Source organism: Shewanella colwelliana (genome assembly GCF_001735525.1).
GTDB classification, from domain to species: Bacteria; Pseudomonadota; Gammaproteobacteria; order Enterobacterales; family Shewanellaceae; genus Shewanella; species Shewanella colwelliana.
On record NZ_MCBT01000048.1, the window covers coordinates 403,118 to 416,056 of the forward strand.

General features: G+C 43.2%; 12 protein-coding genes. 7 read left to right on the forward strand and 5 right to left on the reverse strand.

Annotated features, from left to right (window positions below):
* The first annotated feature begins 116 nt into the window (after positions 1–116).
* From BEL05_RS19710 to rplY, 4 genes are all read left to right on the forward strand, one after another.
* Positions 117–719, forward strand: a complete 603-nt coding sequence (locus BEL05_RS19710; RefSeq protein WP_281179915.1) for a type II secretion system protein — start codon at positions 117–119, stop codon at positions 717–719.
* A gap of 109 nt (positions 720–828) precedes the next feature.
* Positions 829–2,217, forward strand: a complete 1,389-nt coding sequence (locus BEL05_RS19715; protein ID WP_069672155.1) for a L,D-transpeptidase family protein — start codon at positions 829–831, stop codon at positions 2,215–2,217.
* A 90-nt stretch (positions 2,218–2,307) separates the two neighbouring features.
* Positions 2,308–2,856 carry a peptidoglycan L,D-endopeptidase MepK gene (gene mepK, locus BEL05_RS19720; RefSeq protein ID WP_028761986.1) on the forward strand — a complete coding sequence of 183 codons (549 nt, stop codon included), beginning with the start codon at positions 2,308–2,310 and terminating at the stop codon, positions 2,854–2,856.
* A 123-nt stretch (positions 2,857–2,979) separates the two neighbouring features.
* Positions 2,980–3,270 carry a 50S ribosomal protein L25 gene (gene rplY, locus BEL05_RS19725; protein ID WP_028761985.1) on the forward strand — a complete coding sequence of 97 codons (291 nt, stop codon included), beginning with the start codon at positions 2,980–2,982 and terminating at the stop codon, positions 3,268–3,270.
* A gap of 53 nt (positions 3,271–3,323) precedes the next feature.
* Here rplY and BEL05_RS19730 read toward each other — a convergent pair whose 3' ends face one another.
* The 4 genes from BEL05_RS19730 to sodB form a co-directional block, all read right to left on the reverse strand.
* Entirely contained in the window at positions 3,324–4,847 is a 1,524-nt protein-coding gene (locus BEL05_RS19730) for a SpoVR family protein (RefSeq protein ID WP_028761984.1), read from the reverse strand.
* An 8-nt stretch (positions 4,848–4,855) separates the two neighbouring features.
* On the reverse strand, positions 4,856–6,124 hold the full coding sequence (locus tag BEL05_RS19735) for a YeaH/YhbH family protein (protein ID WP_028761983.1): 1,269 nt from the start codon (positions 6,122–6,124) through the stop codon (positions 4,856–4,858).
* Between the two features lie 49 nt (positions 6,125–6,173).
* Complete coding sequence (locus tag BEL05_RS19740) at positions 6,174–8,108, reverse strand: PrkA family serine protein kinase (RefSeq protein ID WP_069672156.1); 1,935 nt, start codon at positions 8,106–8,108, stop codon at positions 6,174–6,176.
* A 238-nt stretch (positions 8,109–8,346) separates the two neighbouring features.
* Positions 8,347–8,931 (reverse strand): superoxide dismutase [Fe], encoded by a 585-nt coding sequence (sodB, locus tag BEL05_RS19745; protein WP_028761980.1) that lies wholly within the window; start codon positions 8,929–8,931, stop codon positions 8,347–8,349.
* Between the two features lie 231 nt (positions 8,932–9,162).
* Between sodB and grxD the strand changes: the two genes are divergently transcribed.
* Complete coding sequence (gene grxD / locus BEL05_RS19750) at positions 9,163–9,513, forward strand: Grx4 family monothiol glutaredoxin (protein WP_028761979.1); 351 nt, start codon at positions 9,163–9,165, stop codon at positions 9,511–9,513.
* A gap of 79 nt (positions 9,514–9,592) precedes the next feature.
* Here the strand turns inward: grxD and BEL05_RS19755 are convergent, their stop codons facing one another.
* Entirely contained in the window at positions 9,593–10,831 is a 1,239-nt protein-coding gene (locus BEL05_RS19755; RefSeq protein WP_069672157.1) for a uracil-xanthine permease family protein, read from the reverse strand.
* Positions 10,832–11,026: 195 nt separating this feature from the next.
* On the opposite strand from BEL05_RS19755, the gene BEL05_RS19760 reads away from it, so the two are divergent.
* Both BEL05_RS19760 and hda read left to right on the forward strand, forming a co-directional pair.
* Positions 11,027–12,133, forward strand: a complete 1,107-nt coding sequence (locus BEL05_RS19760) for a DUF2066 domain-containing protein (protein WP_028761977.1) — start codon at positions 11,027–11,029, stop codon at positions 12,131–12,133.
* 70 nt (positions 12,134–12,203) lie between these two features.
* On the forward strand, positions 12,204–12,914 hold the full coding sequence (gene hda, locus BEL05_RS19765) for a DnaA inactivator Hda (protein WP_028761976.1): 711 nt from the start codon (positions 12,204–12,206) through the stop codon (positions 12,912–12,914).
* The last annotated feature ends 25 nt before the right edge of the window (positions 12,915–12,939 follow it).

A 12,939-nucleotide genomic window follows, 5' to 3' on the forward strand; every position in this document is an offset into this window, starting at 1 on the left:
GTATGTTGAGGCTTTTTTGTTGGTTGCCACGATGAGTAATAGTAGCCTTAATGGATGTTTGTTATTAGCGCTTTGCTGGTTAACTTAACTGCCCAATCCAACTCATTTGGCGTATAATGTATATCTTTGTTAGTGACGTGGGTTCTATGGCCTTGTATAAGAGAAATGGTTTTACCCTTATCGAGTTAGTTGTCGTTATTGTTATTCTCGCCATCTTGGCGATTGTTGCTCTGCCTCGCTTTATCAACCTCGGACAAGATGCTCATGACAGTGTCGCAAAAAGTGCGTTTGGATCATTTAGTACGGCGGCCTCGCTTTATCATAGTTGTTGGTTAACGGCAGGGGCAGTCGGTGCAGTGACAGATCTCGCTTGCTTTGGTGAAGGTGATATCGACTCAACGGTTACAGGTTTCCCACTCGGTCGTGATACACAAGGATCTGGAAGTAACGGTCAACAGCTTCAAGGTGATTTTTGTAGACAACTTTGGCAAGGGTTATTAGATAATGACGACTTTAAGCTAGCCCGGCACGAGGATGCCTCTTTTGGTGGTGATACAGATATCATCTATTGGTACTCAGGTGGCCTAGTTTCCGATCCAGGTACGCGTTGCTACTTTAACTATATTGCTGATGATCGCACTAAAGGAGCCAAGAATTGGCAACTCAGTTACTACCCTTATACAGGGAAAACTATCATTAGCCGTGTAACACTTGGCTAAAATCTTAAGTTTTTGTATAAACAGAGATAGTTGACTGACTTCTAAAATACATCTTTAGTTGTCTAGGCCAGAATTGAATCTATGCACCATAATATATCTAGGAGGATTTATGGTGCGATGGATGATTTTAAGTTTGGTGTTGCTCGTCAGCTTTACGTCAACGGGTGATGAGCGGTTGGCCGCTGCAAATAAACTGCTGTTAAACCAGCTCGATTTTATTTTGCTAGCGAGCCCCAATGACGAGATGCGCCAACTAAAAATAGAGCTGGCTTCAAGCTCCCCTGAGAGTATTCAACAAGCCAGTGCTACTATCGCAGGGTTTTGGCAGAATAATGCCATCGAAACGCGATTTGACTCACAAGTTCATTTTCAAGACCCCTACACTCAAGCCCTTGCTACAGAGCCGCAGGTCGATAACTATTTACAAGTAAGTAACCGTCTGAAGTATTTACTATGGTTGGAAGAAAACCAGGCTTGGCCAGCGATTGCACCAGGAGTTTGGTTACATTTAGGCGACCAGCATATCGATATTCCAATGATCTCAAAAAGGCTCAACTTATTGGGCGATCACCCTCAAGCAGATACTGACAGTCGAACATTTACGGAATCATTGCACCAAGCCGTTCTTCGGTTTCAACGACGTCATGGATTAAAACAGGATGGTATTATTGGGCCTGCGACTGTGAGGTGGTTAAACTGGAGTCCTTTTAGGCGGGCCCAAGCGTTAGCCAGCAACTTTGTTGAGCAGCATCGCTATCTTGCCAGTGTCGAACCAACCTACTTACTCATTAATATTCCAGAGTACCAAATGGTATTGGTCGATCACGGCAACATAGCACTAAGCTCTAAAGTGATTGTTGGCAAACCCTATCGACAAACGCCATTGATAAAAGGTCAAGTGAGTAACTTAGTGCTTAATCCCAGCTGGCGCGTGCCAAGACGATTACTTAAATACGACCTGTTACCTAAAGTAAGAGAAGATGGTAGTTACATTACGGCTAGAGATTTTGAAGTGTTCGACTATTCTGGGGAGAAAGTGACTAAATCCGATGAGGAGTGGCGAGATATCGCTAAGGGGCCATTTCACTATCGGTTAGTGCAGAAACCTGGTGAGAGTAATACACTAGGAAGATACAAGTTTTTCTTTGCTAATCAATATAATATTTATCTGCATGATACGACAGATAAACATCTTTTTGCTAAAGACATTAGAGCGCTATCTTCTGGCTGTATTCGGGTTGAGAAAGTTGAACAATTAGCCAACTGGATGGCGTCTCATTTGGTAAGGGATAAGCAGACTTGGGTTGACATGCAAATTGAGCGAACCAAGACTCAGTGGTTTGCGTTCGATGAGAAACTTCCGTTACATCTAGTCTATTGGACATCATGGCTAGACAGACAAAACACGCCTCAATATCGTGACGATATATACAATAAAAATCAACGTACTAATCAGTTAAACAGCAACACAATACGCGCGCAAACCCAGGTACCTTAAGGGACTCCTGCACAATCATCACTTGATCTTGTTTGCATTTCAGTTTAGTTTGTTGGCTGTTTTGTTTAAAAAGTAGTCGGTGGTATTGATTTGACAATAGTTTGTCCTGCACGTAGGCAGTTGATGTTAGGCCTAGGTGGCGTTGCGATGTTTTCAATGGTTCCTGCAAAAGTATATGCAAGTCGTTCTACAACTGGTGTTCGTAGTTTGGGCTTTTACAATAGACATACAGGGGAACGTGGGCAAGGAAGCTATTGGGTTGATGGGGATTACCAAAATAATACCCTATCTGATTTTGATCATATTCTGCGCGATCATAGACAAAATGAAGCGGCGCCAATGGATAGGCGCTTGTTTGACCTTTTGTTTTCGCTAAAACAAACACTTAATCTTGATAAAGAGTATCATGTTATCTCTGGCTATCGATCGCCAAAGACTAACCAGATGCTTGCCAATCGTAGCAATGGCGTGGCTAAGAAGAGTTATCATATGAAAGGGATGGCAATGGATATTGCGATACCCGATGTGAACCTTAAAGATCTTCGTGATGCGGCCATTTCACTTAAACTTGGCGGTGTTGGCTATTATCCTAATTCGGGCTTTGTGCACGTGGATACTGGGCCGGTAAGAAGTTGGTAAGCCATTGTCGTGTATTATTTGTGTACTTAAGATTGATGTGCTAGTATTCGCTCGCTTTAAATGAGGTCATCATTGGTCGAAAATGATGACCACCTAAAATTATTTTTAATAAGTGAGTCTATTATGTCTTATACAATCGCCGCACAAACCCGCACTGCAGTTGGGAAAGGTTCGAGCCGCCGCCTACGTCATGCTGGTAAAGTTCCTGCTGTTATCTACGGTGCGGGCAAAGAACCAATTTCTATTGAATTCGAACACAAAAACATCATCAATATCCAAGCTAACGAAGATTTCTACAGCTCAGATATCACTATCGTTCTAGAAGGCGATAAAGAAGTTAAAGTTCGTGTTCAAGCACTACAACGTCACGCGTTCAAGCCACAAGTTGAGCACGTGGATTTCACTTTCGCTTAATAGCGAATTGAAATAGAAAAGCGCCTATATGGCGCTTTTTTTATATTCGAAAATCATGGTTTATCTTCAGATTGCTTGTCTGGACATTGGGCTATGATTTTGGTCTCACCAGTTTCGTTAACCTCCTCTAATGTCACATCGAACCCCCAAAGCCGGTGCAGATGCTTTAATACTTCATTACAGCTTTCATCCAATGGAATACGGTCATTGGGGACATGGCGTAAGGTAAGAGAGCGATCGCCTGTCACAGCAACATCTTGCACCTGAATATTGGGCTCAAGATTTGAAAGATTATATTGTTGTGATAGTGCGTGACGGATCTCTTGGTAGCCTTGGTCATCATGAATCGCGGAGACAGAGAGATAGTTTTTTCTGTCGTCATCTAAAATACTAAACAACTTAAACTGGCGAATAATGGTCGGCGACAAGTATTGGCTAATAAAACTTTCATCTTTAAAGTTTTCCATGGCAAAGTGCAGCGTGTCGAGCCAATTACTACCTGCAATATCAGGAAACCAACGTTTATCCTCTTCGGTAGGGTGTTCGCAGATCCTGCGAATATCGACAAACATATTAAAACCTAAGGCGTAGGGGTTTATACCGCTATAATAGGGGCTGTTATAGCTCGGCTGTGCGACAACATTGGTGTGATTTTTAAGAAATTCGATCATAAATCGATCGCTCACTAAGCCATCATCGTAAAGGTGATTGAGAATGGTGTAGTGCCAAAATGTTGCCCAACCTTCATTCATCACCTGGGTTTGTTTTTGCGGATAGAAGTATTGCCCCATTTTTCTGACAATACGCACGATTTCACGCTGCCAGGGTTCAAGCAAGGGGGCATGTTTCTCAATAAAATAGAGAATATTTTCTTGTGGCTCTGCGGGGAAATGGCTTACATGCTTTTCATTGGAAGCGGCTGGCGATAAAGGAATTGTGCGCCAGAGGTCATTCACTTGGCTTTGAAGATATTCTTCGCGCTCTTTTTGGCGTACTTTCTCCTCTTTTAACGAGATCTCACTGGGGCGTTTGTAACGGTCAACTCCGTAACTCATGAGCGCATGACAAGAGTCTATGATCAGTTCCACTTGCTCGGCGCCAAAACGTTCTTCACATTCTCTGATATAATTTTTAGCAAATACCAAATAATCAATAATTGAGGTGGCATCGGTCCAAGTTTTAAATAAGTAATTGCCTTTGAAAAAGCTATTGTGACCAAAACAGGCGTGAGCCATTACTAGTGCCTGCATTGTGATGGTGTTTTCTTCCATAAGATAGGCTATACAGGGATCTGAGTTAATGACAATTTCATAAGCCAAACCCATTTGGCCGCGTTTATAGCCTTGTTCTGTCTCGATAAATTTTTTGCCAAACGACCAATGTGTGTAACCAATGGGCATTCCTATGCCGGCGTAGGCATCCATCATCTGTTCTGCTGTGATCACTTCGATTTGATTTTGATAGCTATCAAGACGATAGTGGGCTGCAACTCGTTCAATTTCGGTCAAATAGGACTGTAAAAGGTCAAAGGTCCAATCCGGCCCATCATCTAGCACTTTGTTTTTATTCGATTCCATAGCGCCCCCTATACTGCTTGTTTCTTAAAGAGATCCCTAAATACCGGATAGATATCTTCTGCTTGTTTGATGTGCTGTACTGCAATATTGTCATGGACTTTCTGTAAGGCTTCATACTCACGCCATAGGGTTTGGTGTGCGCGGTTTGTGATCTCGATGTAGCTAAAATAGCGCACCACAGGTAACAATTTTTTTTCTAATAGTTCTCGACAAGTCGGCGAGTCATCGGCCCAATTGTCGCCATCCGAGGCTTGGGCGGCGTAGATATTCCATTCGTTCTCAGGGTAGCGCTCTTTTTGAATCTCATGCATTAATTTTAAAGCACTGGATACAATAGTGCCTCCAGTTTCTTGGGAGTAAAAAAACTCATGTTCATCAACCTCTTTGGCTTGAGTATGATGACGGATATAGACGACATCTAAGTTTTTATAGGTACGTGTTAAGAAGAGATATAACAAGATGTAGAAACGTTTCGCCATATCTTTAGTGGCTTGGTCCATTGAACCTGAGACATCCATTAGGCAAAACATTACCGCTTGAGATGAGGGGACTTCACGCTTGGCAAAGTTGTTATAGCGCAAGTCGAAGGTATCAATAAATGGCACTCTGGCTATCTGTTTTTTGAGCTCCTCAATGCCTTGTTTGAGCGTCAAGATCTTCTCAGCTTGTGCGCCTGGAGTAGATTCAAGTGTTTCTAGTTCAGCTTGAAGCTCGGCCAACTTAGCTTTTTTAGATGATGACATAGCGATTCGCCGCGCCAACGAAGAGCGCAGAGAGCGTACGATATTGATATTTGCTGGCACGCCATCATTGGTAAATCCAGCGCGATAAGTTTGATATTCCACCAACTTATTTAAACGATTATTCTGCAAGTTAGGCAGTTCAAGATCTTCAAAAAGTAGCTCTAAGTATTCGTCTTTAGAAATTTGGAATACAAAATCATCTTGGCCTTCTCCTGAGTTTGAAGCATCACCTTGGCCACTACCTTGACCACCGCCTTGAGGAGGCCGATCGACTTTATCACCTCGAGAAAACTGGTCATTCCCGGGATGCACTCGCTCGCGCACACCACCACGACCTTGGTGAAAAGTGGGTTCACTGATGTCTCGAGTCGGTATACCAATCTTTTCACCCTTATCGACGTCAGTGACACTACGGCGTGTTACCGCATCGCTCACCGCTTTCTTTATCTGTTGCTTATATCGATTGATGAATCGTTGTCGGTTTACCGTACTCTTTCCTTTTGCATTAAGCCTTCTATCAATAAAATTAGCCATGCGCACCTCCCAAAGACTAGTGGGGAGCATGCTCCCCAAACTCTGCCTATCACGATGATTTACGTACGCGTAAATACCACTCAGATAACAGTCTTACTTGCTTTTTGGTGTAGCCTTTCTCCATCATTCGATTAACAAAATCATCGTGTTTTCGTTGATCATCGTTAGAGGTTTTGGCGTTAAAGGAGATAACGGGCAGAAGATCTTCTGTGTTGGAGAACATCTTCTTTTCGATGACGGTACGCAGTTTTTCGTAGCTGGTCCAAAGTGGGTTGGAACCGTCGTTATTGGCCCGTGCACGCAGGACGAAATTAACGATTTCATTACGAAAATCTTTCGGGTTACTGATCCCTGCTGGCTTCTCTATTTTCTCCAACTCGGCGTTTAGTGCTGCTCGGTCAAATAATTGGCCAGTTTCAGGGTCGCGATACTCCTGATCTTGAATCCAAAAATCAGCGTAGGTGACATAACGGTCAAAGATATTTTGCCCATATTCAGAGTAGGACTCTAAGTAAGCGGTTTGAATCTCTTTTCCGATAAACTCGATATATTTGGGCGTTAAATAACCTTTTAAAAACTCTAAATAACGTTCAGCCATTTCACTTGGGAATTGTTCTTGCTCTATTTGACGTTCAAGCACATAGAACAAGTGGACTGGGTTAGCGGCAATTTCACTGTGGTCAAAGTTAAAAACTTTGGATAAGATTTTAAAGGCAAAGCGGGTAGACAATCCCTGCATCCCTTCGTCTACGCCAGCATAATCGCGATACTCTTGATAGGATTTTGCCTTTGGATCTGTGTCTTTAAGGCTTTCACCGTCATAAACTCGCATCTTAGAATAAATAGAAGAGTTATCAGGTGTTTTTATCCGTGATAGAACACTAAATTGGGCAAGGGTTTCTAAGGTATATGGTGCGCATGGCGCTTGAGATAACTCAGAATTAAACAGGAGTTTTTCATAGATCTGTATCTCCTCTGAGACGCGAAGACAATAGGGCACTTTGACTATATATACCCGATCTAAGAAGGCTTCGTTAGTTTTATTATTTCTAAAAGTAGTCCATTCTGATTCGTTAGAGTGAGCCAAAATGATGCCGCTAAAGGGCAGTGCAGAAAGGCCTTCTGTACCATTGTAGTTGCCCTCTTGTGTAGCTGTGAGTAACGGGTGTAATACCTTAATCGGGGCCTTAAACATCTCCACAAATTCCATTAAACCTTGGTTTGCACGGCACAGTGCACCAGAGTATGAATATGCGTCGGCATCATGTTGGGCAAAGTGTTCGAGTTGGCGAATATCGACTTTACCGACAAGAGATGAAATATCCTGATTGTTCTCATCACCTGGTTCTGTTTTGGCAATACCCACTTGATCTAAAATTGTAGGGTAGACTTTAACGACTTTAAATTGGGTAATGTCACCACCGAATTCATGTAAGCGTTTAACAGCCCATGGCGACATGATAGTTTTTAGATAACGCTCTGGTATCTGATACTCATTTTTGAGAATCTCACCATCCTCTTCAGGATTGAATAAGCAAAAAGGGTGATCGTTTACCGGACTACGTACCCCATTGGCACTTAACACATAAATAGGGACATGCTGCATTAAGGCTTTGAGTTTTTCAGCAAGAGAAGATTTACCTCCGCCGACAGGCCCAAGCAAATATAGGATCTGTTTGGATTCTTCTAAGCCCTGAGCCGAGTGTTTAAGGTATGCGACTATCTGTTCAATCGCTTCTTCCATTCCATAAAAGTCTTTGAATGCCGGATAGCGTGAGATAAGTCTGTTAGAAAAGATGCGACTTAGTATTGGATCTTTGGACGTATCGATGACTTCTGGATCACCGATTGCGATTAATAAACGCTCTGCAGCCGATGCATACGCGATGCGATCCTCTTTACATATGGCAAGAAAGTCTTGCAATGAATACTCTTCGTCTAATTTCTTTTCATAGCGTTGTTGATAATGCTCAAATATGCCCATTTTCCACCCCCTGAAAAGCCAACAATTAGTGCTAAGGAGCAACTGATAATCAGTTACCTACCTCTAATAATAGACGGGAAATGTGAGCTGAGTATGAAAAATCATAATAAAAACAATAACAAAACGTTGCAAATGCAACTATTGCAACTGCAGGCGGGTGACAAATGTTGGATCTATTAGTCGGTGAGAAATAAAAAAGGGAGCCGATAAGGCTCCCTTTTTAATGCGAAATTTAAGATTAACCAGCAAAGTTGCTGTTAACAAATTCCCAGTTAACGAGTTCCCAGAAATGTGCTAAATAGTCAGGACGAACGTTACGGTAATCGATGTAGTACGCGTGCTCCCACACGTCAACTGTCATCAGTGGCGTAACGCCTGCATCTGTTAGCGGTGTAGCGGCATTGCTGGTATTAACGATAGCAACGCTACCGTCTGCGTTCTTAACTAACCAAGTCCATGCGCTACCAAAGTTGTTCACTGCAGCGTCGGTGAACTGAGCTTTAAACGCATCAAAAGAACCGAAAGCGGCGTCGATAGCAGCTGCGATTTCACCTGTTGCAGCACCGCCACCGTTTGGTGATAGGCAGTTCCAGTAAAATGTGTGGTTCCAAATTTGTGCTGCATTGTTGAAAATACCGCCAGTAGAGGTCTTAATGATCTCTTCTAGGCTCTTCTCTGCAAGTTCAGTACCTTCAACTAGACCGTTTAACTTCACGACGTACGTGTTGTGATGTTTACCATAATGGTACTCAATGGTTTCTTGGGAAATATGGGGCTCGAGCGCGTTTTGTGCATAAGGAAGTGCTGGTAATTCAAAAGCCATGTGTATTCTCCATTGACATTCATTTGTCTTTTATATGTTTGCTCACTGCGCCACATTCTACCTGATAAAATTGTGATGTGAATCATTGTTTGGTGGATTTTTTCGATTAATGCAATCGATACAGTAAACAGATAAATAACCCTGAAAAAAGTAGGTTTTCGTTCTGTTCCAACCTGACGTACAATAGGCGAAACTGTTTAAGACGTTTAGCTGTTATATTTAGGAATAAACATGGACACAAATGAAACTGTAGAAAAGATCAAACAACAAATTGCTGAAAACCCAATCATTGTTTATATGAAGGGATCACCTAAGTTACCGAGCTGTGGTTTTTCTTCTCAAGTTGCACAGATCATGATCAATTGTGGTGCGCAATTCGCATTTGTTGATATTTTACAGCACCCAGATATTCGCTCAGAGCTTCCTAAGTATGCAAACTGGCCAACCTTCCCACAGTTATGGGTTGAAGGTGAATTGGTTGGTGGTTGTGATATTTTGACTGAAATGTACCAAAAAGGTGAGTTACAAACGCTTATCTCTGAAACTGCAGCAAAGTATCCTGCGGCCGAAGATCAAGCATAATCGCTGCCTAAAAGTCGATTTTTTACCAAAAAAAGCCCTTCAATAGAAGGGCTTTTTTGTTCATTTATACTAATTTATATCAGTTTGGATTCCCTGATTCTGTTGTCGGTTTTGGTAACGGAAGCAGTAGATTCATGGTAATTGCAACGATACCGCATAAGCTGATACCAGTCAGACTAAAGGACCCGATACCAAAAGCCATCCCACCTATACCAAATACAAGCGTGACGCCAACAATACAGAGATTTCTAGGTTCGCTTAAATCGACTTGATTCTTGATTAACGAATTTAAACCTACCGCGGCAATAGAACCAAATAAGAGGCACATAATCCCTCCCATCACTGGCACGGGGATAGTCTGCATTAAGGCGCCGAGTTTACCGACAAAAGCTAGGGTAATAGCGGTGATAGCGGTCCAAGTCATAATACGTGGATCAAAACTCTTTGTTAATGTTACAGCGCCCGTGACTTCGCTATAGGTGGTATTTGGTGGCCCACCTAGCGCGGAGGCAGCAATGGTTGCGACACCGTCACCGCATAAGGTGCGATGTAGGCCTGGTTTCTTCATATAATCCTTACCCGTGACATTTGATATCGCCAAGATGTCGCCAATATGCTCAACGGCGGGCGCTATTGCCACTGGGATCATAAAGGCAATAGCATGCCAATTGAATTCTGGGGCGACAAAATTGGGGATAGCAAACCAGCTGGCGTTGACAACAGGGGAGAAGTCGACAATGCCAAACGATAGGCTGAGGCCATAGCCAACAATAATTCCGGCAAGAATTGGCATAAGCTTAGCGATGCCTTTAGCAAAAATAGCCACCGCGATAGTGGTCAATAATGAAGCGAGTGAGATAATTAACGCTTGATTAGCGCCTACTAAAGTTAAGCTGCCGTCACCACTTTTGCCCAATGCCATATTGACGGCAACGGGCGCTAGCCCAAGGCCGATGACTATAATCACAGGGCCAACCACAACTGGTGGAAGCAGACGTTTAATAAAGCCGTCGCCACGAACCTTCACCAAACTGGCTAGGATGATGTACACACAACCGGCCGCCATCAGTCCGCCCATGGTTGAAGGGATCCCCCAGGTCTGGACGCCATAAAGGATGGGAGCAATAAATGCGAATGATGAGGCTAGAAAAATGGGTATTTGACGTTTGGTGACTAACTGGAAGAGTAGGGTACCGAAACCAGCGGTAAACAGTGCTACATTGGTATCTAATCCCGTTAGTAAGGGCATAAGTACTAATGCACCGAAGGCGACAAACAGCATTTGTGCGCCCTGTAGGGGTATAGCTAAACGATTCATTATTATTCTCTTTTTTAAGGTAAACCGCTAAATGTTACCTGCTTGTTGTTACATTTGCATCTGTGTCGATCACATTTACTTAAAGACGCTCGCGTGCGAGCCAAAAAACACCATGCTTCTCACATCGGGGGAAGGCATGTTTTTAGAGAGTATGTTACACTTGCGCCATTCTTTGCGGTTATAGATTTTATACGGATGTTCAGGACGACTTTTTTAGTTTCATTGCTGTTAAGTGCTGCAGCATTATCGGTGACAACCAGCGCTATGGCTGCGGAAGTGTCTCAATTAGATGAAAGTTTCGTCAAGGTCGAAGACCGGGCGGTTAAGACCAGAAATGAGGCGTTAAAACAGGCTTTGCAAAATGTGATCTTGAAGAATTCTGGCAGCCAAAGCGCGTTAATGGCACCGAGTATTGCATCGAGTATCAACAAGCCTACCTCTCTTATTCGTCAGTACGGCTATAAAGAGATTGATGGCGAACAGTATCTTCATGCCTCTTTTGACCATCAAAAAATTATTCGCTTACTTCGTGATGCACAATTGCCTGTCTGGGGCCAGCAGCGTCCGCTTACCCTAATTTGGCTCAGCCTCGATGCTGATGGTAGTCGTAAGATTTTGAATGACTCATCGACCGATGAAAGCCGTCAAACGATTACAGCTACGGCCAACCAAAGAGGATTACCCGTGTTGTTGCCGCTGATGGATCTCGATGATTCTATGGTTATCGCTGCAAATGATGTACGTGGTATGTTTAATGATGTGGTTGCATCCGCATCGCAGCGTTATAACACCGACTACTTTGTTATGGCATCCATTGAACCCAGCGCCGATGGATTATTGAACTACAATATGGCGTTGTACCCCAGCGTATCAGACGAACCGTTATTCGCGCCTTTAATCCAAGATGAAGGTAAAGTTGCTGATGCTGATAGCGCGATGGGGGCAATACTGTTGGCATTGAGTGAATATTATGTGGGCCAATATGCCGTCGCGGATAGTGGTGAGGCATTACAGACTCAAATTACTTTTATCGACATTACAGATCGTAAACAACTTGTGGATATCGAAAAGTATTTGCAGCAGTTAAGTGCGGTAAAGAGAGTCTCTTTGACGACATTACGGGGTGTGACGGCAAAGTTTTCACTGGATCTGTTTGGTTCAGAGGACGATCTTCAACGGTTGATCAACCTTGAATCAAAGATCAGGCAACAGGTTGTTCAACGCCCTATAGCGAATGAAAGTTTAGATCCGTTACCAGTGTCACAGACTCAATCTACCAACTATATTTGGTTAGGAAATTGATGATAAGGTGCTGCACCTATTTGTCGGCAATTGCCGTTTCTATTTTATGAGTGAATTTGAGACATAATTAGTGGTATCTAACTCACCTTTACAATTGTCATTACCTGTCTATCTGCCCGATGATGAAACCTTCAACAGTTATTATCCGGCAGCAGGTAATGATGAGCTTATTCAAAGCTTACAAGGCTGTGCCGATGGTAGCGCCAATAACGCTGTTTATGTTTGGGGCCCGGTAAAGTCTGGTCGTACACATTTAATGCACGCGACTTGCGCCCATGCTAACGAACTTAATCGTAACAGCTTCTATCTACCCCTTGGTATTCATGCGAGCATCTCGACCGATCTTCTAGAAGGTTTAGAGCTAGTTGATTTAGTTTGCATCGACGATATTGATGCAATTGCTGGACATCCATTATGGGAAGAAGCACTGTTTGACCTTTACAATCGAGTCGCTGAACAGGAAAACTGCGCATTAGTGGTAAGCGCTAGTGCTTCTGCGGTCGATAGCGGCTTTGTTCTGCCGGATCTTATTTCAAGAATGCAGTGGGGCTTGACCTATCAGCTGCAACCTATGGCAGATGATGAAAAGTTGGTTGCGTTACAGCGACGGGCGGCAATGCGGGGGCTCCAGCTGCCTGAAGATGTTGGCAGGTTTTTGCTCAATCGATTGGCACGCGATCTTCGAACACTATTTGACGTACTTGACCGACTTGATAAAGCCTCGTTAGTCCATCAACGTAAATTGACGATTCCTTTTGTCAAAGAGATGCTAAGACTATAAAAAAGCGCTGATTAATCAGCGCTTT

What these genes read in the sequence shown, in the direction of transcription:
- rplY (WP_028761985.1), top strand. Translation starts at nt 2,980, where the DNA reads ATGTCTTATACAATCGCCGCACAAACCCGCACTGCAGTTGGGAAAGGT.
- BEL05_RS19710 (WP_281179915.1), top strand. Translation starts at nt 117, where the DNA reads ATGTATATCTTTGTTAGTGACGTGGGTTCTATGGCCTTGTATAAGAGA.
- sodB (WP_028761980.1), bottom strand. Translation starts at nt 8,931, where the DNA reads ATGGCTTTTGAATTACCAGCACTTCCTTATGCACAAAACGCGCTCGAG.
- BEL05_RS19735 (WP_028761983.1), bottom strand. Translation starts at nt 6,124, where the DNA reads ATGGCTAATTTTATTGATAGAAGGCTTAATGCAAAAGGAAAGAGTACG.
- grxD (WP_028761979.1), top strand. Translation starts at nt 9,163, where the DNA reads ATGGACACAAATGAAACTGTAGAAAAGATCAAACAACAAATTGCTGAA.
- BEL05_RS19740 (WP_069672156.1), bottom strand. Translation starts at nt 8,108, where the DNA reads ATGGGCATATTTGAGCATTATCAACAACGCTATGAAAAGAAATTAGAC.
- BEL05_RS19730 (WP_028761984.1), bottom strand. Translation starts at nt 4,847, where the DNA reads ATGGAATCGAATAAAAACAAAGTGCTAGATGATGGGCCGGATTGGACC.
- BEL05_RS19715 (WP_069672155.1), top strand. Translation starts at nt 829, where the DNA reads ATGGTGCGATGGATGATTTTAAGTTTGGTGTTGCTCGTCAGCTTTACG.
- BEL05_RS19755 (WP_069672157.1), bottom strand. Translation starts at nt 10,831, where the DNA reads ATGAATCGTTTAGCTATACCCCTACAGGGCGCACAAATGCTGTTTGTC.
- BEL05_RS19760 (WP_028761977.1), top strand. Translation starts at nt 11,027, where the DNA reads ATGTTCAGGACGACTTTTTTAGTTTCATTGCTGTTAAGTGCTGCAGCA.